Genomic DNA, 25,233 nt, shown 5'->3' on the forward strand with positions numbered 1-25,233 from the left:
CTGGCTACCCGGCCACCGGATCACCCCGCCACCGGATCACCCGGCCACCGGTCACCCGCGCCACCCACCGGATGTCCGGGCCAGCCGAACCCCCGGGCGCCCCCCAGCCGTTCAGCCCTGGAGCAGCCGTTCCAGTACCACAGCGATGCCGTCGTCCTCGTTGGACGTGGTGACCTCGTCCGCCACGGCCTTCAGGGAGTGATGGGCGTTGGCCATCGCCACCCCGTGCGCCGCCCAGCCGAACATCGGGATGTCGTTGGGCATGTCCCCGAAGGCGATCGTGTCCGCGGCCGTGAGCTTCAGGCGCCGGGCTGCCAGCGACAGGCCCTTCGCCTTGCTCAGCCCGAGCGGCAGGATCTCGACCACGCCCTCACCCGCCATGACCACGTCCACCAGGTTCCCGACGGACTGCCGCACGATCTCCGCCAGCGCGTCGTCGCTCAGCTCCGGGTGCTGTATGTAGACCTTGTTGATCGGCGCGGACCACAGCTCGTCCCGGTCCTCGAACCGCGCCACGGCCAGCAGACCCTCACTCGTCCGGTAGCCGGCGCCCACCAGCACTTCGCCGTCGAGGCCGTCCTGGCTCACGGCCAGCGCCAGCGGACCGGTCTCCGTCTCGATCTTGGCGAGCGCGACGGCGGCCAGCTTGCGGTCCAGGGTGACGGAGGTGAGCAGCCGGTGCTCACCCGCGTGATAGACCTGCGCCCCCTGCGCACACACCGCGAGGCCCTCGTAACCGAGGCTGTCGAGGATGTGCCGGGTCCATGGAGCCGCCCGGCCCGTGACGATGATGTGCGCCGCCCCCGCCGCCGTCACCGCGGTCAGTGCGGCGCGGGTGCGCTCGGAGACCGAACCGTCGTCACGCAGCAGCGTGCCGTCGAGGTCGGTCGCGATCAACCGGTAGGGCAGAGCGGGGGTCGTCACTTGGACGTGGGCTCCAGAGTCTCTCGTCCGCCGAGGTAGGGCCGCAGCACCGGCGGGACCCGGACCGAGCCGTCGGCGAGCTGGTGGTTCTCCAGGATCGCCACGATGGTGCGCGGTACGGCGCAGAGCGTGCCGTTGAGCGTCGCCAGCGGCTGGACCTTCTTGCCGTCGCGCATCCGGACCGACAGGCGCCGCGCCTGGAAGCCGTCGCAGTTGGACGCCGACGTCAGCTCGCGGTACTTGCCCTGCGTCGGGATCCACGCTTCACAGTCGAACTTCCTGGAGGCCGAAGAGCCCAGGTCGCCGGTCGCCACGTCGATCACCTGGAAGGGCAGCTCAAGGCTGGTCAGCCACTGCTTCTCCCACTCCAGGAGCCGCTGGTGCTCGGCGGCCGCGTCGTCGGGGTGCACGTACGAGAACATCTCGACCTTGTTGAACTGGTGCACCCGGAAAATGCCCCGGGTGTCCTTCCCGTACGTGCCGGCCTCGCGGCGGTAGCAGGGCGAGAACCCCGCGTACCGCAGCGGCAGTTCACCGGCGTCGATGATCTCGTCCATGTGGTACGCGGCGAGGGGGACCTCGGAGGTGCCCACCAGGTAGTAGTCGTCCTTCTCCAGGTGGTAGACGTTCTCGGCTGCCTGGCCGAGGAAGCCGGTGCCCTCCATGGCGCGCGGGCGGACCAGCGCCGGTGTCAGCATCGGGATGAACCCGGCCTCGGTGGCCTGCGCGACCGCCGCGTTGACCAGGGCCAGTTCGAGCAGCGCGCCGATGCCCGTCATGTAGTAGAAGCGCGAGCCCGACACCTTCGCGCCGCGCTCCGTGTCGATGGCCCGCAGGGCCTCGCCGAGCTCCAGGTGGTCCTTGGGCTCGAAGCCCTCGGCCGCGAAGTCGCGGATGGTCCCGTGTGTCTCCAGGACGGTGAAGTCCTCCTCGCCGCCGACCGGGACGTCGGGGTGGACCAGGTTGCCGAGCTGGAGCAGCAGGCGCTTGGTCTCCTCGTCGGCCTCGTTCTGCTCGGCGTCGGCCGCCTTGACGGAGGCTGCGAGCTGCCCCGTCTTCTTGAGCAGCTCGGCCTTCTCGTCACCCGAGGCCTTGGGGATCAGCTTGCCGAGCGTCTTCTGCTCGGAGCGGAGTTCGTCGAACCGGAGTCCGGACGACCTGCGCCGCTCGTCGGCGGAGAGCAGGGCGTCGACAAGAGCGACGTCCTCTCCACGGGCGCGCTGGGAGGCGCGAACACGGTCGGGGTCCTCACGGAGCAGGCGAAGGTCAATCACCCCACCAGGCTACCGTTGCCCGCTTCCCGCACTCGACTTGATATTCACTGTGCTGCATCTCCAGTGCCGCTTTGTCCGTATTGATCCACTATCTATGGAATGGTGGAGCGGGGTGGGATATCCCGGCGGCGGCGCCGCGTGCCCCTCGTCGGCCGGAGGTCAATAAAGGTGACCGATTCCCCGGAACGAAGCATTCCGGGTGAAACCGTTGACTCATTTCCCTTGCGCCGGGCGGGACTTGGGCTCGCTTGTCCACAGGAATCCACAGCCTGGATTAGTTATCCACAGGCTGTGTGGGAAATCTGTGGATGGCGAAGGAGATGGTTCCGAAAGCCCCACGGTCAACCGACTGTTCGCTGGAATTTCCCCTTCAAACCCCCTGCGCATCCTCATTCAGGGGGGAATTGATCGCTCTAAAGGGTTGATCAGTGGAATTGGGGTGACAGTGCCCCACCTGCGGAGCTGTGGACGGAAGTGCCGTCACTAGGGCGATTTGTCGACCATGTCGACTTGGCCTGTCGACTTGTCCCCAGGTCGAGACGGAGCCTGTGGATAACTTTTCCGGAGTGCGGAAATCGGGACGTACGACGATTACGCGCGGCGATTACGCGGTTCACGTACGCCGACGTCAGGCCCGGGCCGGTCCCCGGCCGGGCTCCCGGTCGGACCCGGCCGCCTCCCCCCCCCAGCAGGCTCCCGGGTCAGGCCCGGCCGTCCTCGCTGCGTGCCAGCCAGTCCGACGCCGCCACGAACTCCGCGTCCGATGTGCCGGACCGCAGCGCCCGTACGTCCTGAGGCGTCACCCCGGCCCGCGGGTACGAACCGAGGAACCGCACCTCGGGGCAGCTCCGCTTGAGCCCCATGAGCGCCTCGCCCACCCGGCGGTCCGAGATATGGCCCTCCGCGTCGATGGCGAAGCAGTAGTTGCCGATGCCCTCGCCCGTCGGCCGCGACTGGAGGAGCATCAGGTTGACCCCCCGCACCGCGAACTCCTGAAGGATTTCGAGCAGTGCGCCGGGATGGTCCTCGCGCTGCCAGACGACCACCGACGTCTTGTCGGCGCCGGTCGGTGCCGCGGGCCGGGCGGGGCGCCCCACCAGGACGAAGCGCGTCTCCGCGTTCTGCGCGTCGTGGATCTCGGTGATCAGCGGTTCGAGCCCGTACGTGGCGGCGGCGAACTCACCGGCGAAGGCCGCGTCGTACCGGCCTTCCTGTACGAGCCGTGCGCCGTCCGCATTGGACGCGGACGACTCCCACACGGCCTCCGGGAGGTTGGCCCGCAGCCAGTTCCGTACCTGGGGCTGGGCGACGGGGTGCCCCGTCACCGTCTTCACATCGGACAGCTTCGTGCCGGGCCGCACCAGCAGCGCGAAGGCGATCGGCAGCAGCACCTCGCGGTAGATCATCAGCGGCTCGCCGCCCGACAGCTCGTCGAGGGTCGCCGTGACGCCGCCCTCGACGGAGTTCTCGATCGGTACGAGCGCCGCTGCGGCCTCCCCGGTCCGTACCGCGTCGAGCGCGGCCGGTACGGACACCATCGGGACGAGTTCGCGGGTGGCGGCCTCGGGGAGCGTGCGCAGGGCCGCCTCGGTGAACGTGCCTTCGGGGCCCAGATAGGTGAAGCGAGTGGCTGACATACGGTCACCCTAATGGGCCGAACGCCCCGCGTCCGGGGGCGCCGGACAGGAGCGATCGCGTACCGGCCGGTCGGCGCCCGGCCCCGCCTGCCGCCTGCCGATCAGCGTCCGGGTACCGCGTACCGTTCACCGCCGACCGCTCACCGCCCGGCCGCAGGCCTCGTGGTCAGTGGCCTTCGAGGAGGCGCTGGCCCACGTACTCGCCGGGCCCGGCAGCCCCCGGCACCGCGAAGAGTCCGCTGGACTCGTGCCGGATGAACGTGGACAGCGCGTCGCCGCGGTCCAGCTTCCGCTGCACCGGTACGAAGCCCTGTGCCGGATCGGCCTGCCAGCAGACGAAGAGCAGCCCGGCGTCCGGTGTGCCGTCCTGGCCGATTCCGTCGTGGTACGAGAAGGTGCGCCGCAGCAGCGCCGCACCGCCGTTCTGTTCGGGGGCCGAGATCCGGGCATGGGCGTTGTCGGGGATGACGAACTTGCCGTCCGGGCCGACCTTGGTCAGATCCATGGCGGTCGTCTCGGTGCCTCCTGTCAGCGGGGCGCCGTCCTTCTTCCGCCGCCCGATGACCTGCTCCTGCTTCCCCAGCGGAAGCTTCTCCCAGTCGTCGAGGAGCATCCGGATCCGGCGTACGACGGCGTACGAGCCGCCCGCCATCCACTCCGGCTGCGCGCCCGCGCCCTTGCCGCCACCCGCCGGGACGAAGATGCGCCGGTCGAAGTTGCTGTCCGAGGGTTTGGGGTTCCCCGTCCCGTCGATCTGGCCCATCAGATTGCGGACGGTCATCGGCTTGGCGGTCGCGCCGGGCGAGCGGTTGAAACCGTTCATCTGCCAGCGGACCCGGGCCGCTGAACCCGCCTCGTTCTGGAGTGCGCGCAGAGCGTGGAAGGCGACGAGCGGGTCGTCGGCGCCGATCTGCACCCACAGATCGCCGTTGCTGCGCTTGGCGTCCAGGTGGTCGGAGGCGAAGTCCGGCAGCGGGTCGAGCTGGGTGGGGCGCTGCGCGGTCAGTCCCGTACGGCTGAAGAAGGACCGTCCGAAGCCGAAGGTGACCGTGAGGGAGGACGGGCCCGCGTCGAGCGCGATCCCGGTGTCGTCGCCGGTCGGCTCGCCCGCCATCATCCGCTCTGTACTCGCCGACCAGCGGCGCAGCAGCGCCGTGGCCTGGGTGCGGCCGGCGCCGGCCGCCAGGTCGAAGGCGATCAGATACCCGGTGGACTGGGCGGGTGTGGTGATGCCCGCCTGGTGCGCGGCCCCGGTGGAACCGCCGCTCTTCCCCGAGCTGTGGAAGGCCACCTCGGTTGAGCCGACAGTCGTCAGCGCGGTCGCCGGAGCCGCCTCGGTCGCCGCGTGCGCTGCTGCTCCGCCGGCGGCGCCCACCACGAGGCCGCCTGCGCCCACAGCGCCCGCGGTCCCGAGCAGCCGCCTCCTGGAGATGTCGTTCATTGCTGGTCAGCCGATCTCCACCGTCTTGTTCACGGTGGTCTCGTCGATGTCGGAGGTCCGCACGGTCACTGCGATGTCCCACTTGCCCGCCATCGGGATCTGGACGCCGTCCGCGCTCCAGTGTCCGGTGAACAGGTGGTCGGGGACGACGGGCAGCGGCCCGATCTTCTTCGCCTTGAGGGTGAGGGCGATCCTCACCTCGGGGACGTCGTACGGCTTGCCTGCCGGGTTGTTCACGAAGAGGTGCAGTTCGTTGTCGCCGCTGCGGCCCGGGGTGAGTTCGAGGGCCGCTGTCCCCTTGCCCTTGGGGCCGCCCGTGTCGAACGGGAGCGTGATGTCGACCGGCCCCGAAGGCACCGCCGCCGCGGCGGACGAGGAGGCGCCCCGTCCGGCCTCCTCCTCGGTCCTGCCCGGCTCGGTGGTCGTCAGGACCGTCGTTACGGCGAGCAGCGCCACGGCGACCACGGTCTCGGCGAGCACCGACTTCCGGAGCCCGGTGCGGTGCGGGTCGGCGTCCCGTACCCGCTTCTCGCGCACCACGGTCCTGGCGGCCTGCTGCCGGGCGAGCTGGGCGGCGCGCTGCGGATCGGCGGGGACGGTGACCTGTTCCTGGTCCTGTTCTTTGTCCTGTTCTTGTTCCTGCGCTGCGGTGCCGGTGACGCCGCCCTCGGCAGCGTCAACAGCCTCACCCACAGCCGTCTCCGAGAGCCGCGCCGTCCAGCGCCGCGAGAAGAACGCGATGCAGACGACCACCGCGACGAGCCCCACCTTGACCATGAGCAGCTGCCCGTACCCCGTACCGAACAGCGCGTGCCAGGAGCCGACCTGCCGCCACGACTGGTAGAGGCCGGTCGCCGCCAGGGTGCAGACAGCTGTGAAGGCGATACGGGAGAACCGCTGCACAGCGGCGCGTTCGATGGACGGAGTACGGAACAGGGCGACGAGCAGCGCGGCAAGACCGCCGAGCCAGACGGCGACCGCGAGCAGGTGCACGATGTCGACCGGCATCGCGATCCCGGGCTGGAGGCCGACCGACGCGTGCTCGGTGAGCGCCCAGGTGGCGGCGATCCCGGCGGCGACGACGCTCCCCCCGAGGCCCAGACCGAAGGCGAGGTCCTTCCGCTCCTTCGCCGCTTCCGGCTCCGTAGAGGCCGTGCGCCGGGCGTACGCCCCGAAGAGGACGGCGATGAAGACCGCGGAAGCGCCGAGCAGCAGCAGTCTGGAGACGAGTGCGGCGCCGGGTTTGGTCTGGAGTACGCCCTTGAGCGCGCTCAGGTCGAAGACGTCCGCGAGGTGCCCGGAGCCGGTGTACGGGGCCCTGAGCAGCAGCAGGACGAGGGTGGCAGCGGTCAGCGTCAGCCAGCCGCGTACGACGAGCCGCTGCAACGGCCGTTCGTTCGCCCCGCGCTGCCAGCAGGCGACGACGAAGGCGGCGCCGCCGACCAGGACGATGAATCCGGCGTACGAGGCATAGCGCGCGGCGCCGTAGAGGACGCCGACGAGCCCGCCGCCGACGTTCTCGCCGGTGGCGGACACCGTGGTCCTGGACGGGGCGCCGATGGAGAAGGTGAAGGCCCCCGACACGGGGTGGCTGTCGGCGGAGATGGCCTGCCAGGCGACGGTGTACGTGCCCTTCGCGAGGCCGGGGCGCAGGTCGACACCGTAGGTGACGGTGCTGCCCTTGGAGAGGTTGCGGAGTCTGGCGGTGTCGGAGCGCTTGCCCTTCGGGTCGAGGACGCGGATGGACTTGTTGTCCATGGCGACCTGTTCGGAGAAGGTGAGCGCGACGTCCGCCGGAGCCTTGGCGACCACCGTTCCGGCTTTCGGATTGCTTCCGAGCAGCGCGGCGTGCGCGGAGGCGGGGGCGGCCGCGGCGAACAGTGCGCCGAGGACCGCCGCCGCGACGAGCAGCAGCCGGGTGAGCGGAAGACCGGAGCGCGGTGGGGCGGTGGTCGCCGTCATGGTGTGTCAGCTCCTCAACTGTGCTGCGGGTTGTAGGTGGGCTGCTTGACGGGAAGTTCGGCCTTGAGCACGCCGCCCTTCGCGAAGTGCAGTTCCACGGCCACCTTCTGGCCACGCTTGGGCTGCTTCTTGAGGTGCATGAACATGAGGTGGTTGCCGCCGCGCTCCAGATCCAGTTCGCCGTGGGCGGGGACCGGGAGCGACTTCACCGCGAGCATCTGCTGGTTCTTGGTGGTGTGCATGGTGACGTCGTCGGAGAGTGCGCTGGTGACGGACGTGAGCCGGTCCGCGGTGGCACTGCTGTTGGTCACGGTCACGAACCCCGCGGCCATCCCGCTGCCGCCGACCGGCTCGGGCATGAAGGACTCGGTGACCTTCAGCTCGGGCTTGCCGCCGGCCCGGATGTCGGCCGAGCCGGAACCCGACCCCGAGCCGGAACCAGAACCGGACCCCGACCCCGAGCCGGACGAGGAACACCCGGCCAGCGCCAGGGCCGCAGCGGCGGCTATGGCGCAGACGGCGGTAGCCCGCGTGCCCCGGCTCACGGCTTCTCACCCTTGACGATCTTCGGGAGATCCTTCGTGTAGTCCTTGACGGTGGTGTCCTCGCCGTACAGGAGGTAGCCCTTGTCCGTCTTCGGCGAGAAGGCGATGACCTGCGCCCCGTGCATCGAGACGATCGTGCCGTCCTTCTCCTTCTTGGTCGGGGAGATGCCGATCCCGATCGAGCGGGCGCCCGCCTGGATCGTCTTGAAGTTGCCGGTGAGCCCGATGAACGACGGGTCCTGCGCCTTCAGCCACTTGCCGAGCTCGGACGGGGTGTCGCGGCCCGGGTCGGTGGTGACGAAGACGACCTGGAGCTTCTTCTGCTCGTCCTTGGGCAGGGCCTTCTTGGCCACGGCGATGTTGCCCATGGTCAGCGGGCAGATGTCGGGGCAGTGCGTGTAGCCGAAGTAGATCAGCGTCGGCTTGCCCTTCGTCTCCTTGCGGAAGTCGAACTTCTTGCCGTGCGTGTCCGTGAGGACGAAGTCCGGCTTCGTGAACGGGGTGTCGAGCACCGTCGCTGCCTGCGTCTTCTGCCCACCGGAGACATCGGCCACCGGGTTCTTGCCGCCGCTGCTGCTGCCGCTGTCGGTGCTGCAGGCCGCGAGGGAGAAGGCGGCCGCCACCGCGAGGGCGGCGGCCGTCAGCGACTTCTTGTATGTGCTGCGTGTCGTGCTGTGCATGGAGGAACGTCCCAAGTGCTGTGGGTGGTAGGGGCCCGTCAGGCGGTACGGCGGCGGCCGGCGAGGACACCGAAGGCGACGCCCGCGATGCCGATGACGATGCCGATGACCCCGAGGATCCTGGCGGTGTTGTCACTGCCGTCCGAAGACGAGGCGGTGGCAGTCTTGGCGGGCGTGCCGCTGTCGCCCGATGCGGATGTATCGCCGGACGCGCTGCCCGCTGTGGCGCCGGCCGTGTCGGCGGCCGGGGTCAGCTTGAGCACGGGCGCCGGGTTCTGCGGCTCGTCGGCGCCCGGCTTCTGCTCCTCGATCCAGCGCACGACCTCCTTGTCGGAGTACGTCTGCAGAGCCTTGAAGGTCAGCTGGTCGGTGTTGGTGGGCAGCTGGCCGACGGAGAGCGGGAACTGCTCGAACTGTCCGGCCGCGATCTTCCCGCCGGTCCAGGTGACCTTGGTGACGGCCTTGTCGATCTGCTTGCCCTCGATGGTCAGCGGCTTGGCCAGCTTCGACGTGGTGACGTCGACCTTCCAGCCCGGCACGGGCTCCGGCATCACGGACGCGAGCGGGTGGTCGGTCGGGAAGTTGACCTCAAGCTTGGTGGTCGACGCGTTGTCACGCTCGTTGGGAACCTTGAACGCGATCGTCGCGTAACCGCCCTTGGCCGCGTCGCCCTGCGGCTGGACGGTGACGTGCGCGAAGGCCGTACCCGACAGGGCCAGGACGGACGCGGCGGCGATGCCACCGACCACGGCGATACGGCGGGTGCGCCCCGGGCGGCGGCCGGCGCCCTCATGGCCGGTGCCCTCACGGGTGTTGCCCAGCAGGTCGGCGTTCAGCGGGTTGACGCTCATACGGAACACACTCCACGGTGCGGAAGGAAGGGTGGCAGCCCGCGCGCCGGTGCGCGCGGACAGCACGGCACCCGCTCCCGTCGCTTCTCGCGTGGGGAGGTGCCGCGTCAGGCTGCGAACGCGTATATGGCGGGCGGACCGCGCCTGATCACCGTGTGCTGGAGTGCTTCGCCCGCTGTCCACAAGGGCGCGGGGAGAGGTGCGTACCCGGCGCGCGGCCCATGGGCGGGTGCTCCCGGAAGCCCGGCACGCAAGGCGCGTACCAGCGCGAGCGCGGCGCGCAGATTGCGTACGAGCGCCCCCTCGGCGACACCGTGCGACTGCCGGGTCAGCCGGAACAGGGCGATCTCGCCGCGTCGCAGCACCCAGCCGGTCGCCAGGGCCGCCAGCAGATGGCCGAGCACCATGGGAAGGCTCGGCAGCATGAAGAGGCACGTCGAGGCCGTGGCGCCCGCCATGTGATGCGGTGCGGCCTGGGCGGCACTCGTCGACGGGTCGATGCCCGCCGCGCTGACGATGCTGTGGGCCTTGGCCGCGCTGAGCGGGGCAGCCCCGGCGCCGCAGACCAGTTTTCCCGCGAGCTGAACCACCGCGGAAGTGTTGCCGGCGGCCCCGCCCGTCGCGGCGGTCGTGCCCATGGCGCCCATCGTCATGGCGCCGTGCTGGCCGAGCCCGAACAGGGTGTGCAGTGCGAGCTGGCCCGCGGTCAGTGCCGCGGCGATGCCGGGCAGCGAGCGCTCCCGCCCGGCGAAGGGCGCGGCCACGACGAACAGCCCGGCGAACCCGAGGACCAGCGGCCACCACGGGACGGCCGCACCGGAGGCCAGTGCGTGTCCCACCCCGGCCAGCACGACGCAGACCGCGGTGAAGACCGCGGTCCTCAGGAGCCGTGGAACGACTCCGGCGCGTACGGCTGAGGTAAGCATGGCCGGGCCATCATCGCACTGGGCCCGGGGCCCGCATACGGCAGGTCCGGAAGGTCCGCATCCGTCCCGGTGAGCCGCCCGCACGCCGTTCGAGATCCCGCGAAACGTCTGCCACAGGCGCCCGCGATACACCTGCGCACGGGGTATGCGCGTCCGCCGAATGAGCGGTATCACGTCAACTGCGTGCTTACGCCCCCCGTACCGCGGCAATACGTAACCGTAATGTCGAGCCGCAGCCAGGAGGCTGGAGCATGAGCATCTGGTGGTCTCTGCATTTGCGGCGCGAAGCCGCGAGCGTTCCGCTCGCCCGCCGTCTTCTGCTCGGTGCCATGGAGACCGCGGGCGTTGACCCCGACATCTCCTTCGATCTGTCGCTGGCACTCAGCGAGGCCTGTGCGAACGCGGTGGAGCACGGCGGAACCGGAGGGCCGGGCGCCACTTCTCCGGGGTACCGGGTGACGGCGTTCCTGGACGGTGAGCGGTGCCGGATCGAGGTCACCGACTCCGGTCCGGGCTTTCCCGTCCGGCAGAAGCGCCGCACCGCGCCGCAGAACGTGCTGGCACATCCGACGGCGCCGACCTGCGCCGAGAGCGGCCGCGGCCTGGGTCTGATCGCGGAACTCTCCGACCACGCCGACTTCCGTAACCGGCCGGGCCGTGGCGCGATGGTGCGCTTCGACAAGGTCCTGAAATGGCGCGAGGACGCGCTGCTCAGGGCGTCGTGACTGTACTGCCCTCAACGGCGGTACTGCCCTGAACGGCGCGCCCCCTGCTCTCGCGGGCTTACCGGGTTCTGCGGGTGCGGCCGGTTCTGCCGGGAAGGTCAGCCCTGCTTGACCGAGGCCATCCACGCCTCGACCTCGTCCGCCTGGCGCGGCAGCCCCGCGGACAGGTTCCGGTTGCCGTCGGCGGTGACGAGGATGTCGTCCTCGATCCGGACCCCGATGCCGCGGTACTCCTCGGGCACCGTCAGGTCGTCCGCCTGGAAGTACAGACCGGGCTCGACCGTGAGGCACATGCCGGGCTCCAGCGTGCCGTTGACGTACGCCTCGGTGCGCGCGGCCGCGCAGTCGTGGACGTCGAGCCCGAGCATGTGACCGGTGCCGTGCAGGGTCCAGCGGCGCTGGAGACCCAGTTCGAGCACCCGCTCCACGGGTCCCTCGACGAGGCCCCACTCGACGAGCTTCTCGGTGAGTACGCGCTGGGACGCGTCGTGGAAGTCGCGGTAGGCGGCGCCGGGCTTGACGGCGGCGATACCGGCTTCCTGGGCCTCGTACACCGCGTCGTAGATCTTGCGCTGGAGCGCGTTGAAGCGGCCGTCGATGGGGAGCGTGCGGGTCACGTCGGCCGTGTAGAGGGAGTGCGTCTCCACGCCGGCGTCCAGCAGCAGCAGCTCGCCGGAGCGTACGTCGCCGTCGTTGCGCACCCAGTGGAGGGTGGTCGCGTGCGGACCGGCGGCGCAGATCGAGCCGTAGCCGATGTCGTTGCCCTCGACGCGGGCGCGCAGGAAGAAGGTGCCCTCGATGTAGCGCTCGGAGGTGGCCTCGGCCTTGTCGAGGATCTTCACGACATCCTCGAAGCCGTGCACCGTCGCGTCGACGGCCTTCTGCAGCTCGCCGATCTCGAAGTCGTCCTTCACCGCGCGGGCCTCGGAGAGGTGGACGCGCAGCTCTTCGTCGCGCTCGGCGGTGACCTTGTCGGTCAGCGCCGACTCGATGCCCGCGTCGTAACCGCGGACGGCGCGGACCGGCCCGGTGGCCGCGGTCAGCGCGGCGGGCAGCTCGCGGACGTCCTTCGCCGGGATCCCGAGCAGCTGCTCGGCCTCGGCGAGCGAGTGCCTGCGGCCGACCCACAGCTCGCCCTGGCCGCTCAGCCAGAACTCGCCGTTCTCACGGTCGGAGCGGGGCAGCAGGTAGATCGTGGCGGTGTGCCCGCCGCCCGCGGCCGGTTCCAGTACCAGGACGCCGTCCTGCGTCTGGTCGCCGGTGAGGTACGCGTACTCGCTCGCGGCACGGAAGGCGTACTCGGTGTCGTTGGAGCGGGTCTTGAGACGGCCCGCCGGGACCACCAGGCGCTCACCCGGGAAGCGCGCGGAGAGCGCGGCGCGGCGGGCGGCGGTGTGTGCTGCCTGGGCGATCGGCTCCAGGCCGTGCAGCTCGGTGTCGGCCCAGCCGGACTTCATGTTCTCGGCGAGCTCGTCGGACACGGCCGGGTAGAGGCCGTTCTTCCGCGGCTTGACGGCCTCCGCTGCCGGGGTCTCCAGGGATTCCGGGGTCTCGGTCTCCGGGGTCTCCGGTGTGAGCTCCTCAGACACGTTTCTGTCTCCTCGATACGACGCTGGGCCCCTTGATACGACGCAGGCCCCCTCCATCGTACGGGTGTACGGAAGGGGGCACAGTGCCGAAAGGCCTCTTACCCGGACTGCCCTGCACCTGAGGGGAGATCAGTCGAAACGGGCGGCCAGAATCACCACGTCCTCGGCGCATTCCTGCTGGTCGAGGCCTTCGGGCAGCAGGGTTCGCAGGACGTGGTCCGCGATCGCGGCGGGGTCGTCGCGCAGCAGCCGGGGCAGGTTCGCCGCCACCGAGTGGAGCCGGGCGAACGCACGGTCCGTGGAGTCCCCGGTGCGGCGCAGCAGCCCGTCGGTGCAGAGCAGAACCGTCTCTCCTGGCGCAAGCGAGAACTCCACACTCGGCGCTTCCCAGCAGGAGAGCATCCCCAGCGGCGCCGACAGCGAGGTCTCGATGAACTCGGTGCGCCGGTCGCCGATGATCAGCGGCGGGGTGTGGCCGGCGCCGGCCAGCACGATCTTGCGCTGTGCCGGTTCGCAGTAGGCGAAGAGCGCGGTCGCCGAGCGGGCGGGTTCGGTGAGCCGCAGCAGCAGTTCGAGGTCGGAGAGGACCGCGACCGGGTCCTCGCCCTCCATGACGGCGTACGCCCGCAGCCCGGCCCGCAGCCGTCCCATCGCGGCGGTGGCACCGGGGCCCGAGCCGGTGACCGATCCGACGGTGAGGCCGAGCGCGTCGTCGGCCAGCGGCAGCGCGTCGTACCAGTCGCCGCCGCCGCGCGGTCCGGTGCGGTGGCAGGCGGCGAGCTGCACTCCGGGCACCCTGGGCAGCCGGCGGGGCAGCAGTTCGTCGGTGAGGGTGGTCACCCGGGCGCGGGCTCGGGTCAGTTCGACCAGCCGGGCCAGGTGCTCGCTCGCGTACCGGGTGTAGAGGCCGACGAGACGGCGGTGGCGTTCCACGGGTTCGGCGGGTTCGTCGTAGAGCCAGACGGCCGCGCCGAGCGGCCCGGCCGTCGCGGCCGACAGCGGGACGGCGAAGCTGGCCGCGTAGCCGACGCGGGTGGCGACCTCGCGGTGGCGCGGGTCGAGTTGCTTGTCGCCGAGGATGTCGGGGGTGGCGACACCGTCGACGGGGGCGGTGTCGGCACCGCTCTCGCCACTGTTGCCTGTGCTGCTCTGCGCGCGGCTCTCGCCACTGTTGCCCGTGCTGCTCTGTGTGCTGCTCCCGGTGTCGTGCTCCGTGCTGTTCTTCGCGCCGGAGCGCGCGCCGGGGGGCGTGCCCGTACTGCCGGCTTCGAGGATGCGTCCGTACGCGGTGAGGCTGCGAGGAATCGTTTCGATGTGGCCGAGTTCGGCGTGGGTGAGTCCGAGTCCGACGGTGCGGGCAGGGCAGGGGCCGTACGCCGCTGCGCCCTGCGCCGAGGTGCCCGCGGGCTCCAGTACGACCAGGCCGCGGCGGGCACCCACCAGGGAGGCGCCCGCTCGCAGGAACTCCTGGAGCGCGTCGTCCAGGGTGTTGGTGGCGGCCAGCCGTTCGGTGAGTTCGTGCAGCGTGGTGAGGTCGAAGACCCAGCCGGCCAGCCGGTCCTGGATGAGGGCGCCGGGGGCGGCGGCGGGAACGGGGGCGGGGAGTGGTGCGGCAGTGTGCGCGGGGGCCGGAACTGTGGAGTCGATTCCAGCCACTTTCGGCAGGTGAGGTGCGCTCATGGCAGCCGGCTTTCTGACTGGTGTGTTTCGCTCAATAGCATCGCAAACCCCCATACCATTCTGCGTAGCTATCAATGGATCCACATGTACACGCAGAAGCGAGGAGATGTCCAGCATTGTCCCCTTGGGGCCCCTGGTGTCCACGGGAGGAAACTGTCTCCCTCCAGTAGATAGCCAACTTGGCCGGAAAGTGCCCCCCTGTGCGGCTATTTGATGTCGACTGAGGTCGTTCGGCAGAGCGTCACACCGACTGCGGTGGGTACGTAACCGGTGATGACCAGGGGCAGTTGACACGGCCCCGGAACCTGGCGGCAGGCCTGGGCGTCTAAACCGCTGTGGGTCACGCCCCAACCCCGAACGGCGGGGTTCGCGCAAGCGGCACAGTGACACAGCGATTCAGCGGCACGGCGATTCACCGGCACAGCGCACAGCACAGACAGCAAGCACAGACAGCACGGGACAAGTACGCGCCACGCACGCGCCACTCCTGGCCATGCTTGAGCAGTGAACTCGGACCAGCTCCGCCCTGCCGGTCATCAACACCGCAGGCCAGCAGCGTGTGTACGTACAGCGACGCGACATATCCATGGCGCGATGCGGACCTCGGCGTTCAACGGAAAGGAACGAGCGCTCATGCGCGAGATCCTCGGAAGGCGACGCGGACTCCGGTTCCGGCGCAGCGGGAGGCACGCCCAGCTCGATGCGGCGCTGACCTGCGCAACCGGCTGGCAGTGGCCCGTCGTTCCCGGCGTGGGGCACACCGCCTCCGCCGGCCGGGAGCGCAGCTGCGGCTGCCCCGACCCCGAGTGCGTCGTACCCGGCGCACACCCCTTCGACCCAGGGCTGCTCACGGCGACCACGGACGAGCGCATGGTGCGCTGGTGGTGGACCAGCCGTCCCGACGCCCCGGTGATCATGGCGACGGGCGGCCGCGCGCCGTGCGCGCTCAGTCTGCCCGCCGTCGCGGGCGCACGCGCCCTGGTGGCGCTCGACCGGATGGACATGCGGATCGGACCGGTCGTGGCGACGCCCACACGCTGGTCGCTGCTGGTCGCCCCGTACTCACTGGAACGGCTCGGCGAACTGCTGCACGCCAAGGACTGGGTACCCAGCTCGCTGCGGTTCCACGGCGAGGGGGGCTATCTGGTGCTGCCGCCGTCCGAGACGGGCAAGGGCCCGGTCTGGTGGGAGCGGGCTCCTTCCCCGGCCGCACGGCCGCTGCCGGGCGCGGGAGGCTCCGCAGGCGCTCGCGGTACTGCCGGCGCTCGCGGTACTGCCGGCGCTCGCGGTACTGCCGGCGCTCGCGGTACTGCGGCGGCACCCTGGCTACCGGATGTCGAAGCGGTGGTGGACGCGCTGGTCGAGGCGAGCACCGGCGCTCCCGGCGGCGGCAGCAAGCTCGCCTACTGACGGCCTGCCCGCCTGCTGCTGACGGCCGAGCGGCACCCGGATGCGTACACACCGTGAGGGTGCCGGACGGCCGGACCGTGGCGTCGGGTCGCGCGGCCGGCTCCGTGGACGGGACTCGCGCCCTGCGTGAACCGGCGTGCGGGACGCGCAGGGAGTACGAGGGCCGGCGGCTTGTGTCGCGGGGGCGGACGGTGCCGGGGCGGCGCGCTGCGCCTGTGCTCCGGAAGCAACTCCGCGCCCCCTGCCGGGCATTGACAACCCGGGCATGGAAGGGCCCGGCCGTTGGCGACGGGGGATGCACCAACGACCGGGCTACTAGAACGGTAACAAGAGATCGGCGGTTCGCAAATTCGATCTCATGTATTCGGACAGCGACTTACCCGCGCGTACGGGCACTTGTGACTGGAGTCACCTGCTGTTCCGTCCGGGTCGTCACTCTCAGCTGAGCGTCACCTGGCGGTTGGTGAGACCGCCGCGGGCCCGGCGCTCCTCCGGAGTGAGCGGAGCGTCGGCGGCCAGAGCCTCGGCGAGCCGCTCCGCGAACTCGGCCGCGGGCTTCTCGCACTCCTCGGCGTTCATCGCGCTCGGCAGGTCCCAGACCGGCACCGTGAGCCCGTGCGCCCGGAAGGAGCCGACCAGCCTGGTGCCGACGCCGAGCGATGAGGTGCCCGCGGCGTGCAGCCGGGCCAGGGCGTCAAGGAGCTGCTCCTCGGGGTGGAGCATCACCCAGCGCAGATGGTTCTTGTCGGGGGTCTCGCACCAGTAGGCGGAGTCCACCGATGCGAGCTTCACGGTGGGGATGACCGCCTCGTTCGCGCGCTCCAGCGAGGCGGAGACCTCCGGGGTGGCGTTCTCCGAGTCGGGCACCCAGAACTCGAACCCGGGGTGCACCACCGGCGCGAAGGGGGCGCCCGGGTCCAACAGGTCCTGGAGCCGGGGCCCGTCGGGTGCGGCCTGCTGACCGGCGACCGGCGTGCCGGGCTCGGCGGTCAGGGCCCGCTGGAGGGTGTCGGCCAGGTCGCGGCTGAGGTCGCCGGACGGGGTGTCGTTCTGCAGGCCGACCAGGACGGAGCCGTCGTCACGCCGCAGCGCGGGCCAGGCCATCGGCAGGACGGTCGCGAGCGTCACGGACGGCACACCGTCGGGCAGCCCGCCCTTGAGGGTGAGTTCCACGGTCGCCGCGGGCACCAGCTCGCGCAGCGCGACCCAGTCGCCCTCGCCGGGCAGTCCCTCGAAGGGGCGCTGGACCAGCTCGGCCACGGCGTGCGCTGCGGCCCGGCCGTGGCAGGCCTTGTAGCGGCGGCCGGAGCCGCAGGGGCAGGGCTCACGGGCCCCGACCACGGGGACATGCTCAGCGGCGCCTGCGGAGCGGGCCCCGTTGGTTCCGTGAGGGGCCTTCGTCTGAGGACGCTTCTTCGCCATGGTGCGGCTCTCTCCCGACTGCGCTGGTCCTGTGTGTGGCGCGAGCCTATGGGATGTCCGCCCGTTCGTGCGGGGGCTCACGGAGACCGGACCGCAGCTCCCCACCCGTCCGGTACCGGATCAGTCGACTCCGTCGAAGACGTCCGGGACCGAGACATCAGGGAAGTCGGCGACCTCGGCGAATTCCGGGAAGCCCGCGACGGCCGACACGGCCGGGGCGGCCGGCGCCGGGAAATCCGGTCCACCGGCGGGCCCGGCGGCGGTGAAGTCCTCGCGGCGCGCCTCGGTGACGAGCACCCAGACGGTCACTTCGCCCGACGCGTTGTCCCGTACGCCCCACTCCTGGGCCAGCGCACTGATGATGTTGAGCCCGCGGCCGCCCCGTGCCGTGACCGATGGAGTGGCCGGAACCGGTCGGGTCGGACCGCCTCCGTCCGTCACTTCCACGGTCAGTCTGCCTGCCTTGTCCACGCGCCAAGCAGCCCGTACGTCGCCGTCGCCGATCTCCGTCCGGCCCAGCGGCCTGCCATGCCGGCAGGCGTTGCTGAGCAGTTCGGAAAGGATCAGTACGGCGTCGTCGACGACCGAGTCGGACACCCCGGTCCTGCGCAGCTGATCACGCATCCGGTGTCTCGCTTCGCCCACGCCCGCAGGGCCATGGGGTACGGCCATGCTCGACGACGCGGGCACTTCCTGTGCCACCACCAACGCCACCCCCGAGACCTCCTTTGCCCCCACGCCACCGATTGGATGCCCCGGGTTACTGGACCGGAAACCGGCCAAAGGGGGCCCGGTGACGCACTCAACATGCTCGAATACGAACCGAACGCGCCGGTGCACTCCCTGTGACCGCATTAATAGGGATTGAACTGGATTGAAAGGGACTAATCGGCATCAGGGTGCTAATCGGGACTAAGTGGGGCTAAGGGCGGCCCAGTTGGGACAGGACCTGCTTCGGGCGGTTGGTGATGATCGCGTCCACGCCCAGCTCGGCGCAGAGCGCGACGTCCTCGGGCTCGTTCACGGTCCACACATGCACCTGGTGCCCGGCCCGGTGCAGCCGCTCGACGTAGCCGGGGTGGTTGCGCACGATCCGCATGCCGGGGCCGGCGATCCCGGCACCGGCGGGCAGTCGGCCGTCGCGCAGCCGCGGCGAGAGGAACTGCAGCAGATAGACGGTGGGGATGGCGGGCGCGGCGGCGGCGATCCGGTGCAGCGAACGGGCCGAGAAGCTCATGATCCGCACCGGCGACGAGTCACCCTGCGACGGCGAGTCCAGGCCGAAACGGGCCAGCGCCGCGAGCAGCTTCTCCTCCACCTGGCCGGCCCACCGGGTGGGGTGCTTGGTCTCGATGGCCAGCTCCACCCGGCGGCCCGAGTCGTGGACCAGCTCCAGGAGCCGGTCCAGGGTGAGTACGGACGTACTCTCCCGGTCCCAGTCCGGGGACTCCTCCGGGTCCTTCCAGTCCCGCCAGGACCCGAAGTCGAGGGTGGCCAGATCGGACAGCTCCAGAGTGGAGACCGCGCCACGGCCGTCGGATGTGCGGTTCACCCGGCGGTCGTGCACACAGACGAGATGGCCGTCGGCGGTGAGCCGTACATCGCATTCGAGAGCGTCGGCGCCGTCCTCGATGGCACGCGTGTACGCGGCGAGGGTGTGCTCGGGGGCGTCCTCGGATGCCCCTCGGTGAGCGACGACCTGGATGCTGTGCTGTCGTACGTGGGTCACCGCGTCATGGTGCCACCGTGGCGGGGTAGGAGGACGCAGAAGGGCGCGGGCAGGTGTGTGAAGGTGCGGGCTTCTCACCCCTCTCATCCTTCTCATCCGAAATAAAGGATGTGCGGGGAGCGGGCGGGGAGAAGTTCAGTGGGACGACCGAGCAGGACAACCCCGTAGTACGACCCCGTAGGACAACCGCAGGACATCGCAGTAGGACAACGCAGCAGGACAACCCACTGAGAAGACGAAGACGCACAGCTCCCGTTTACAGTGCCCCGACGTGCTGTGGGAAAAGCTGTCCGCAGACACTTGCACAGCGGGACTCTGACCGAGACGACGTGGAACCGAGGAGAAAGAGCTGTGAGCACCGAGAACGAGGGCACCGAGGGCACGGCGGCCGAGACCGCACCACCCGCCCCGTCCGCACCTCCCGTACCGGTTGCCGCTCCTGAGGGCACGCCCGCTTCCGCCACCGAAGCCACTGCGCAGCTCCCTGGGCCGGTGCCCGCCGGCGCGCCCGAGCCCGTCCGGGCCGCGGACGCCGGCTGGCCTCCGCCGCCGCCGTCAGTTCCTGCGTACGGGGGCGGCGGCAACGGCGGATACGGGGAGGGCGGCGGCCCCGTATGGGGTGCGCCCGTACCGGCTCCGCCCGCCGCGCCGAAGAAGCGCGCGGGCGGTCTGATCGCAGCGGTGGTCGTCGCGGCGCTGGTCGCGGGCGGTATCGGCGGCGGCATCGGGTACTTCGCCGCCGAGCACAGCGACAACGCGACGGGCTCGACGACCGTGTCGGCGCCCGGCAAGGCGCAGGACGTCAAGCGCTCCCCGAACACCGTGGCGGGGATCGCTGCCAAGGCGCTTCCGAGCGTGGTGACCATAGAGGCCAAGAGCGGCAACGGCGACGGCGGCACGGGCACCGGCTTCATCTATGACACCCAGGGCCACATCCTCACCAACAACCACGTAGTGGCGGAGGCGGCCGACGGGGGCACCCTGACGGCGACGTTCTCCAACGGCAAGAAGTACGACGCCGAGGTGGTCGGCCGGGCGCAGGGTTACGACGTGGCCGTCGTCAAGCTCAAGAACGCCCCCTCCGGGCTGACCCCGCTGGAGCTCGGCAACTCGGACCAGGTGGCGGTCGGCGACTCGACCATCGCGATCGGTGCGCCGTTCGGCCTGTCCAACACGGTGACGACCGGCATCATCAGCGCCAAGAACCGCCCGGTCGCCTCGGGCGACGGCTCGGGCAGCAAGGCCTCGTACATGAGCGCCCTGCAGACCGACGCCTCGATCAACCCGGGCAACTCGGGCGGCCCGCTGCTCGACGACCGCGGGGCGGTCATCGGCATCAACTCGGCCATCCAGTCGGCCAGCAGCGGCAGCCTCGGCGGTGACTCGCAGGCCGGCTCGATCGGCCTGGGCTTCGCCATCCCGATCAGCCAGGCGAAGAACGTCGCCCAGCAGCTGATCAAGACCGGCCAGCCGGTGTACCCGGTGATCGGCGCCACGGTCGCCATGGACGAGCAGGGCAACGGCGCCAAGATCTCCGACCAGGGCGCGAGCGGCACGGCCTCGGTCGTGGCCAACGGCCCGGCGGCCAAGGCCGGCCTCAAGCCCGGTGACGTGATCACCAAGCTGGACGGCACGGCGATCGACAGCGGCCCGACCCTGATCGGCACGATCTGGACGCACAAGCCGGGCGACAAGGTCCAGCTCACCTACAAGCGCGACGGCAAGGAGCACACGGTCGAGGTCACCCTGGGCCAGCGCAAGGGCGACAGCTGACGCGCTAGTCTGTTTCCCGCATCACCCCGGCGGGGTGGTGCGGGGTGGGTTGCCCGAGCGGCCTAAGGGAACGGTCTTGAAAACCGTCGTGGCGAGAGTCACCGTGGGTTCAAATCCCACACCCACCGCAGCAGGTCAGAGAACATGCTGATCAGAGAAGGGGCGCCCCCGTTCGCGGGGGCGCCCCTTCCGTGTGACCGCTGTCCGGCCGTCAGGGTGCGTGCGGGCCGGAGATCTGCGGGGCCGTCCGGTGCGAAGGCGCCGGGTGGGGCGTGCGGAAGGTGAACGCCTCGGCGCTCTCGCCGTGTTCGCGCAACAGCGCGATGCGGTCCATCGCCTCGGTGACGGTGGGCCGGTGGCCGGCCGGGACCCACCACATGGCCTGATGGTGCTCGGACATCCGCTCGAACCACTCCCGGCGGCGGCTCAGCAGCCGCAGGTGGTCGCTGCGGTAGATGAACTCCTTGAGGGCCTCGACGGACTCCCAGACCGAGCAGTTGATCAGCAGCATGTCGTCATGCCCGTCCGGCCGCAGGCTCGTCGAGTCCGCGCCGTCGTCGTCGACCAGCCGCCAGACGAAGCCGTCGGCGTTGTCGGCCAGTGCGTTGATCTCGGGGAGCTGGGCCACGAAGTCGGCCAGGACGGGCCCGTCGAGCGGGCCGACGATACGTCCGACATTGACCTGGGCCAGCTGAAAGGTCGTCATGACGACAGCATGGCGGTCCCGGCCTTCTATCGTCAAGCTTTATTAGTTTTAGAAGTGAGGGCGACACAGCACCCCTCCGGAACCGGGTCCATCGCGGCTGTCCAGCCCTCGCCGCCGGCGCAGCCGGGAAGCAGGCCCTCGATGTAAGCCAGGTTCATCCCACAAGTGAGCGCCGGGAATTCGTCCGCCAAGGCGTGGAACGGGCAGTTGTTCAGGCGGACGGTCGTCCCGTCCAGGTAGGGCTCGTAACCGCGCGAGCGCAGCACCGCCACGGGATCGCCCTCCACCGCGACGGGACCGTCCCCGTCGACCGGAACCTCCGCGGCGCCGGCCGCCCGCGCAGCCGACTGCAACTCGCGGTCCAGTCCGGCACCGTCGACCACCGCGGCGAGCAGCCGGCCCGCGGAGCCGTATGAACGGGGCGGCAGCGACACCGCCCGCTCGCCCGGCGCTCGCAGGTACAGCTTCGACGGGCGGCCGGCGCCCGGTCCGGCGCGCCCGGACAGCCGCCGGTAGGTGACGGCCAGCAGCCCGGCCTCGACCAGCTTGTCCAGGTGGAAGGCGGCGAGGGAGCGGGAGATCCCGGCCGCCTCGGCTGCCGCGTCGCGACCGATCGCGTCCGGCGTCGCGACCACGTACCGGTACAGCCTGCGTCGCACCGGCTCCGCCAGCGCGCCCACGGCTTCCAGGACCTCGTCCTCGCCGGCGTCGCTGTGTTCGTTCTCGCCCTTGCTGCTCACGTCGCGAGTCTAGGGTGACGCCCGGTTCGCGCCGCCCGGCCGCCGGTCCGTGCGTGAACCGGGCGCGCGCCTTCCCCCTGCGCCGGCGCGCTTTCCCCTCCCCCCGCTCAGCGCGAGTACACCGCCACGAAGTCCCGCGTCGCCTGGTTGTAGTAGCGCTCCGGCGGGTTCTCGAAGTCGAGGATGTTCGTCGGCTTCGGGTTGGCGGGGTCGGCCTTGCCGTCGTAGCTCATGAAGGACGGCCAGGCGCGGTTCATGTCGAGCGGCATCGCGCGTACGGCGCCGGCGCGCTGCATCAGGTCCGCGAGCGTGTGGGCGGTCAGCGCCTGGCCGACCACCATGATGACGTCGCCCTTGGCGGTGACGCCCACACCCGAGCGCTCCACGAACATCTTGCTCTGGTCGGTGGCGCCCCACTTGGAGTCGCTGTCGATGTCCGGGACGACCTTCCCGCCGTCGACCATCAGCTCCAGGCACTGGCGTACGCCGACGACGTCCGGTGTCATCCGCACGTCGCGGCCCCAGACGCCGATCTTGATCGAGCCGTCGCGGTAGAAGACCTCGGAAGCGGCGCCGTCGCGGAGCGATCCGGCGGTACGGCCGTTGAGGTAGAAGCCGCCGTTGGAGCCGCCATCGGTGATCTTGAAGCCGCCGTTCCAGGTGGCGATCAGCCCGGTGCGCCGGCCCTTGGGGATGTTCGGCGGCACCGAGAAGGTGCCGCCGGGCTCCCGTACACCCGGGTGGAGCTGGAAGCGCGCGTGCGCGGTGCTGATCCAGGCGACGGCGGCCTCGTACGACGTGTGCTCCGCGTCCGGCCGTACGTACGTCCCCTGCACGATCGGCCGCCCCTTGCTGTCGCTGACCAGCGTGCGGTAAACGCCCTCGCCCTTGAGCGCCGGTGAGACGAGGGGGCGCATCGGGGTGCGCAGTGGTACTTCGGGGTGGGCGCCGCGCGGTGGCGCCTGGGCGGCCGCGGTCTGGTTCATGCGGGCCTGGGCGTCGGCCGACAGGGCGCCGCCGACCTTCGGTGGGTCGAGGTCGTACCTGATGTTCTCCAGCTTGTCGACCACAACGCCCAGAGAGTGCTCGCGGGCCCAGCCCGCGAGCCGTGCCGCCGTGCTGTCGTCGCCCGGGTAGGTCAGGGCGCCACTCACGGACCAGCCGAGGGCTCCGACGCAGACCAGGAGGGCCGCGAGCACCGCACGGGTGGCCTTCCTGCGGGGGCGCAGGCGGCGCTTCCGGGGGCCGGGATCCGTTGCCTGTGACATGACGCTCCTTCACCTGACACACACGCATCTGACGTTCCATCGGAACCCGTCAGCGGAAATCCGCCCAGTCGGGAGGGGCCAACCGGGTGGTGTTCATCCGAAGAACACCACTTCCTGTGCGTTGGTCCCTGTCTGTCCGGAGCCCATCCGCATCATGTGAAAAGTACGTAGAACGTCCCACCGTAAAAACGCTTCGGATCACAGAAATGAGGGGTCGTCATGACCAGCCAGGCCAAGAAGGTGTGGGCCGCCTTCACCACCGCGTTCTTCGCGCTCGTCGCGATGCTCGGATTCTCCACTTCGGCTCGCGCGACCACCGCTGCCGTCCCTTCCGGGGCCCCCACCCCGGTTCCCGCCGACCTGGCGGGCCGCACCGTCCGTACGACGGGTGTTCCGGCCGTACGAACGGCTCCGGAGGCCGCAGAGCCGGCACCCGCGCCGACGCCCGCACCGGCGCCGGTCACCGTCGAACCGGCACAGGTCGCCTGGTGGGCGCTGCCCAAGGACCGTGCGCTGCCCCCGACCATCAAGCAGCGCATCCGGGCAGAAGCACACGGATCCACGCCCAGCACGCGGCACCTCCCGCTCGACACCGACACTTCGTCGGACGACGCGGTCACGGACGCGGCGGTCGGCGAAGCGGTTCTTCAGCCGGCCTGATCGTGCAACCGATGCTGTGGGTCCGACCGAGCCGCACAGGCTGCCGGGACCGCACGGATCGACACGAAGGCCGCGCTGATGGCGGAGGCTGCACTGATGACAGAGTCCGTACTGATCACGCAGGTCACGCAGGCCGCACAGATCACACGGGCCGAGGTCACACAGGCCGCGCAGGTCACACAGGCCGCACAGGCTGCCGGACCGCACGGACCGCACGGACCGCACGGATCGCGAAGGCCGTACGGAACAGGTTGGCCGCGCAGATCAGGCAGGCCGAACAGATCAGAGAAGACCGCACAGGTCAGACAGACCGCACCGATCGCGGTGCGGGCATCGTCAGGCGGGCTGCCGAGGCGATGGTGGCACGGGCTTCATGCTCGGTGAGTCCGGTACGGACAGCCGCACGGGTGAGCCGGTCGGCGAGTTGGTCGCCGAAACCGTTCTCGTAGGCGCGGCAGGCAGCCCAGAACAGACGGGTGTTGCGCTGTCCCTCATGGGCGGCGAGTACGAAGTGCACCAGGCCATGGCCTTGAGCGGGCCGGCCGGTTGAGTGCGGGGAACGCGCAGGAGGCGTGAGCAGACGGAGCAGAGCACGAGGACAGGGCGCGGGCGCGAGATGTGCCGTGCCGGGCGCGAGGCGGTAGACCCCGTGGGCCGTGAGTGAACCGGGCCCCACGAGATAGCCGCCGGCGCCCCGGACGTCGATGCCGGGAGCGAGCCGGCTCACCGAGTTGGGGACGGCCCTGTCGGGTGGTCCGGTCAGCCAGAGGTGGCTGCCGCCGCTCGGGGTGAGCACGGTGACGGTCTCCGGGATCGTGAACAGATGCTTGAGTGCGAGGCGTTGCAGAGCGGCTGTGGAGTCGGTCTCCGCCTTGGTGTCGAGGTCGATGCCGATCAGATGGTGCGGCGGCCGGCCGCAAGCGATGCCGTAGCCGGTGGCCCAGGGGGCGGCGGCGAACAGCGCGCGCACGGCTGCGGGGTCGGCCGTGGCGTCGTGGACGCCGTGACCCGCACGGCCGCAGGCGCCGCGGCAGCGGACCGGGTCGGCCTCCCCGTGGTGCGGCGAGGGGATCGCCGGGAGCTTGGTGCGGGACAGGGGGATGACGGGGAGTCCGAGCTCGGCGGCGGAGAGCGCGTGGGCGAGGGCCAGGGTGGCGGAGTGCCTGTCGGTGGCGGCCATGCGTTCATTATCGTTCAAGCGTTCGAATCAGGAAAGTGGGGCGGAAAGCTCTTTCGCGCCCCGTCCGGAAGAAGTGCAGGAACGCTTCACCTCCTGGGGTGCCCGGGTTCT

The 25,233-nt window shown here is 70.6% G+C and carries 22 protein-coding genes and 1 tRNA gene; 5 read left to right on the forward strand and 18 right to left on the reverse strand.

All coding sequences use genetic code 11. The annotated features are described in order from the left end of the window. Nucleotides 1-111: 111 nt before the first annotated feature. The 9 genes from OG385_RS15745 to OG385_RS15785 all read right to left on the reverse strand — a co-directional run bounded on the left by OG385_RS15745 (nucleotide 112) and on the right by OG385_RS15785 (nucleotide 10,240). On the reverse strand, nucleotides 112-924 hold the full coding sequence (locus OG385_RS15745; RefSeq protein ID WP_266855291.1) for an HAD family hydrolase: 813 nt from the start codon (nucleotides 922-924) through the stop codon (nucleotides 112-114). After that, the gene (gene serS / locus OG385_RS15750) at nucleotides 921-2,198 is read right to left on the reverse strand and encodes a serine--tRNA ligase (protein WP_266855292.1); all 1,278 of its coding nucleotides are present in this window, start codon (nucleotides 2,196-2,198) and stop codon (nucleotides 921-923) included. Before serS ends, OG385_RS15745 begins: the two co-directional genes overlap by 4 nt. 701 nt (nucleotides 2,199-2,899) lie before the next feature. Continuing rightward, nucleotides 2,900-3,835 (reverse strand): prephenate dehydratase, encoded by a 936-nt coding sequence (gene pheA / locus OG385_RS15755; RefSeq protein ID WP_266855293.1) that lies wholly within the window; start codon nucleotides 3,833-3,835, stop codon nucleotides 2,900-2,902. A gap of 166 nt (nucleotides 3,836-4,001) precedes the next feature. After that, a complete protein-coding gene (efeB, locus tag OG385_RS15760) occupies nucleotides 4,002-5,276 on the reverse strand; it encodes an iron uptake transporter deferrochelatase/peroxidase subunit (protein WP_266855294.1) in 1,275 nt (424 codons plus the stop codon). Nucleotides 5,277-5,282: 6 nt separating this feature from the next. Next, nucleotides 5,283-7,238: a copper resistance protein CopC gene (locus OG385_RS15765; protein ID WP_266855295.1), complete on the reverse strand. Its 1,956-nt coding sequence runs from the start codon at nucleotides 7,236-7,238 to the stop codon at nucleotides 5,283-5,285. A 14-nt stretch (nucleotides 7,239-7,252) separates the two neighbouring features. Then, nucleotides 7,253-7,783 carry a copper chaperone PCu(A)C gene (locus OG385_RS15770; RefSeq protein WP_266855296.1) on the reverse strand — a complete coding sequence of 177 codons (531 nt, stop codon included), beginning with the start codon at nucleotides 7,781-7,783 and terminating at the stop codon, nucleotides 7,253-7,255. Then, the gene (locus OG385_RS15775; RefSeq protein WP_266855297.1) at nucleotides 7,780-8,463 is read right to left on the reverse strand and encodes an SCO family protein; all 684 of its coding nucleotides are present in this window, start codon (nucleotides 8,461-8,463) and stop codon (nucleotides 7,780-7,782) included. Before OG385_RS15775 ends, OG385_RS15770 begins: the two co-directional genes overlap by 4 nt. A 38-nt stretch (nucleotides 8,464-8,501) precedes the next feature. Beyond that, a complete protein-coding gene (locus tag OG385_RS15780) occupies nucleotides 8,502-9,314 on the reverse strand; it encodes a YcnI family protein (protein WP_266855298.1) in 813 nt (270 codons plus the stop codon). Between the two features lie 107 nt (nucleotides 9,315-9,421). Then, nucleotides 9,422-10,240 carry a hypothetical protein gene (locus OG385_RS15785; protein WP_266855299.1) on the reverse strand — a complete coding sequence of 273 codons (819 nt, stop codon included), beginning with the start codon at nucleotides 10,238-10,240 and terminating at the stop codon, nucleotides 9,422-9,424. Between the two features lie 251 nt (nucleotides 10,241-10,491). On the opposite strand from OG385_RS15785, the gene OG385_RS15790 reads away from it, so the two are divergent. After that, the gene (locus OG385_RS15790; RefSeq protein ID WP_266855300.1) at nucleotides 10,492-10,965 is read left to right on the forward strand and encodes an ATP-binding protein; all 474 of its coding nucleotides are present in this window, start codon (nucleotides 10,492-10,494) and stop codon (nucleotides 10,963-10,965) included. Nucleotides 10,966-11,063: 98 nt separating this feature from the next. Here OG385_RS15790 and OG385_RS15795 read toward each other — a convergent pair whose 3' ends face one another. Both OG385_RS15795 and OG385_RS15800 read right to left on the reverse strand, forming a co-directional pair. Further along, nucleotides 11,064-12,554, reverse strand: coding sequence for an aminopeptidase P family protein (locus tag OG385_RS15795; protein ID WP_266855301.1), 1,491 nt, complete (start codon nucleotides 12,552-12,554; stop codon nucleotides 11,064-11,066). A gap of 129 nt (nucleotides 12,555-12,683) precedes the next feature. Further along, nucleotides 12,684-14,351, reverse strand: a complete 1,668-nt coding sequence (locus OG385_RS15800; RefSeq protein WP_266860903.1) for a PP2C family protein-serine/threonine phosphatase — start codon at nucleotides 14,349-14,351, stop codon at nucleotides 12,684-12,686. A 516-nt stretch (nucleotides 14,352-14,867) separates the two neighbouring features. On the opposite strand from OG385_RS15800, the gene OG385_RS15805 reads away from it, so the two are divergent. Next, nucleotides 14,868-15,644: a bifunctional DNA primase/polymerase gene (locus tag OG385_RS15805; RefSeq protein WP_266855302.1), complete on the forward strand. Its 777-nt coding sequence runs from the start codon at nucleotides 14,868-14,870 to the stop codon at nucleotides 15,642-15,644. A 438-nt stretch (nucleotides 15,645-16,082) separates the two neighbouring features. Here OG385_RS15805 and OG385_RS15810 read toward each other — a convergent pair whose 3' ends face one another. The 3 genes from OG385_RS15810 to OG385_RS15820 form a co-directional block, all read right to left on the reverse strand. Next, nucleotides 16,083-17,066 carry a DUF5926 family protein gene (locus tag OG385_RS15810; protein WP_266855303.1) on the reverse strand — a complete coding sequence of 328 codons (984 nt, stop codon included), beginning with the start codon at nucleotides 17,064-17,066 and terminating at the stop codon, nucleotides 16,083-16,085. Nucleotides 17,067-17,186: 120 nt separating this feature from the next. Further along, complete coding sequence (locus tag OG385_RS15815; protein WP_266860905.1) at nucleotides 17,187-17,780, reverse strand: ATP-binding protein; 594 nt, start codon at nucleotides 17,778-17,780, stop codon at nucleotides 17,187-17,189. A gap of 208 nt (nucleotides 17,781-17,988) precedes the next feature. After that, nucleotides 17,989-18,795 carry a glycerophosphodiester phosphodiesterase gene (locus OG385_RS15820; RefSeq protein ID WP_266855304.1) on the reverse strand — a complete coding sequence of 269 codons (807 nt, stop codon included), beginning with the start codon at nucleotides 18,793-18,795 and terminating at the stop codon, nucleotides 17,989-17,991. Between the two features lie 351 nt (nucleotides 18,796-19,146). On the opposite strand from OG385_RS15820, the gene OG385_RS15825 reads away from it, so the two are divergent. Both OG385_RS15825 and OG385_RS15830 read left to right on the forward strand, forming a co-directional pair. Then, nucleotides 19,147-20,568 carry a S1C family serine protease gene (locus OG385_RS15825; RefSeq protein WP_266855305.1) on the forward strand — a complete coding sequence of 474 codons (1,422 nt, stop codon included), beginning with the start codon at nucleotides 19,147-19,149 and terminating at the stop codon, nucleotides 20,566-20,568. Between the two features lie 43 nt (nucleotides 20,569-20,611). Next, a tRNA-Ser gene (locus OG385_RS15830) sits at nucleotides 20,612-20,696 on the forward strand. A gap of 83 nt (nucleotides 20,697-20,779) precedes the next feature. Here OG385_RS15830 and OG385_RS15835 read toward each other — a convergent pair. The 3 genes from OG385_RS15835 to OG385_RS15845 form a co-directional block, all read right to left on the reverse strand. Beyond that, nucleotides 20,780-21,274, reverse strand: coding sequence for a DUF3291 domain-containing protein (locus OG385_RS15835; RefSeq protein ID WP_266855306.1), 495 nt, complete (start codon nucleotides 21,272-21,274; stop codon nucleotides 20,780-20,782). A 32-nt stretch (nucleotides 21,275-21,306) separates the two neighbouring features. Further along, nucleotides 21,307-22,014, reverse strand: coding sequence for a metalloregulator ArsR/SmtB family transcription factor (locus OG385_RS15840; protein WP_266855307.1), 708 nt, complete (start codon nucleotides 22,012-22,014; stop codon nucleotides 21,307-21,309). Between the two features lie 107 nt (nucleotides 22,015-22,121). Further along, on the reverse strand, nucleotides 22,122-23,282 hold the full coding sequence (locus tag OG385_RS15845) for a phosphodiester glycosidase family protein (RefSeq protein WP_266855308.1): 1,161 nt from the start codon (nucleotides 23,280-23,282) through the stop codon (nucleotides 22,122-22,124). A 219-nt stretch (nucleotides 23,283-23,501) separates the two neighbouring features. Here OG385_RS15845 and OG385_RS15850 point away from each other — a divergent pair, with 219 nt between their 5' ends. Next, nucleotides 23,502-23,942: a DUF6344 domain-containing protein gene (locus OG385_RS15850; protein ID WP_266855309.1), complete on the forward strand. Its 441-nt coding sequence runs from the start codon at nucleotides 23,502-23,504 to the stop codon at nucleotides 23,940-23,942. A gap of 301 nt (nucleotides 23,943-24,243) precedes the next feature. Here OG385_RS15850 and OG385_RS15855 read toward each other — a convergent pair whose 3' ends face one another. Beyond that, a complete protein-coding gene (locus OG385_RS15855) occupies nucleotides 24,244-25,122 on the reverse strand; it encodes a bifunctional DNA primase/polymerase (protein WP_266855310.1) in 879 nt (292 codons plus the stop codon). Nucleotides 25,123-25,233: the final 111 nt, after the last annotated feature.

The organism is Streptomyces sp. NBC_01306 (genome assembly GCF_026340465.1).
Classification (GTDB): domain Bacteria; phylum Actinomycetota; class Actinomycetes; order Streptomycetales; family Streptomycetaceae; genus Streptomyces.

What these genes read in the sequence shown, in the direction of transcription:
- pheA (WP_266855293.1), bottom strand. Translation starts at nt 3,835, where the DNA reads ATGTCAGCCACTCGCTTCACCTATCTGGGCCCCGAAGGCACGTTCACC.
- efeB (WP_266855294.1), bottom strand. Translation starts at nt 5,276, where the DNA reads ATGAACGACATCTCCAGGAGGCGGCTGCTCGGGACCGCGGGCGCTGTG.
- OG385_RS15765 (WP_266855295.1), bottom strand. Translation starts at nt 7,238, where the DNA reads ATGACGGCGACCACCGCCCCACCGCGCTCCGGTCTTCCGCTCACCCGG.
- OG385_RS15775 (WP_266855297.1), bottom strand. Translation starts at nt 8,463, where the DNA reads ATGCACAGCACGACACGCAGCACATACAAGAAGTCGCTGACGGCCGCC.
- OG385_RS15780 (WP_266855298.1), bottom strand. Translation starts at nt 9,314, where the DNA reads ATGAGCGTCAACCCGCTGAACGCCGACCTGCTGGGCAACACCCGTGAG.
- OG385_RS15785 (WP_266855299.1), bottom strand. Translation starts at nt 10,240, where the DNA reads ATGCTTACCTCAGCCGTACGCGCCGGAGTCGTTCCACGGCTCCTGAGG.
- OG385_RS15790 (WP_266855300.1), top strand. Translation starts at nt 10,492, where the DNA reads ATGAGCATCTGGTGGTCTCTGCATTTGCGGCGCGAAGCCGCGAGCGTT.
- OG385_RS15800 (WP_266860903.1), bottom strand. Translation starts at nt 14,351, where the DNA reads ATGCTGGACATCTCCTCGCTTCTGCGTGTACATGTGGATCCATTGATA.
- OG385_RS15805 (WP_266855302.1), top strand. Translation starts at nt 14,868, where the DNA reads ATGCGCGAGATCCTCGGAAGGCGACGCGGACTCCGGTTCCGGCGCAGC.
- OG385_RS15810 (WP_266855303.1), bottom strand. Translation starts at nt 17,066, where the DNA reads ATGGCGAAGAAGCGTCCTCAGACGAAGGCCCCTCACGGAACCAACGGG.
- OG385_RS15835 (WP_266855306.1), bottom strand. Translation starts at nt 21,274, where the DNA reads ATGACGACCTTTCAGCTGGCCCAGGTCAATGTCGGACGTATCGTCGGC.
- OG385_RS15845 (WP_266855308.1), bottom strand. Translation starts at nt 23,282, where the DNA reads ATGTCACAGGCAACGGATCCCGGCCCCCGGAAGCGCCGCCTGCGCCCC.
- OG385_RS15850 (WP_266855309.1), top strand. Translation starts at nt 23,502, where the DNA reads ATGACCAGCCAGGCCAAGAAGGTGTGGGCCGCCTTCACCACCGCGTTC.
- OG385_RS15855 (WP_266855310.1), bottom strand. Translation starts at nt 25,122, where the DNA reads ATGGCCGCCACCGACAGGCACTCCGCCACCCTGGCCCTCGCCCACGCG.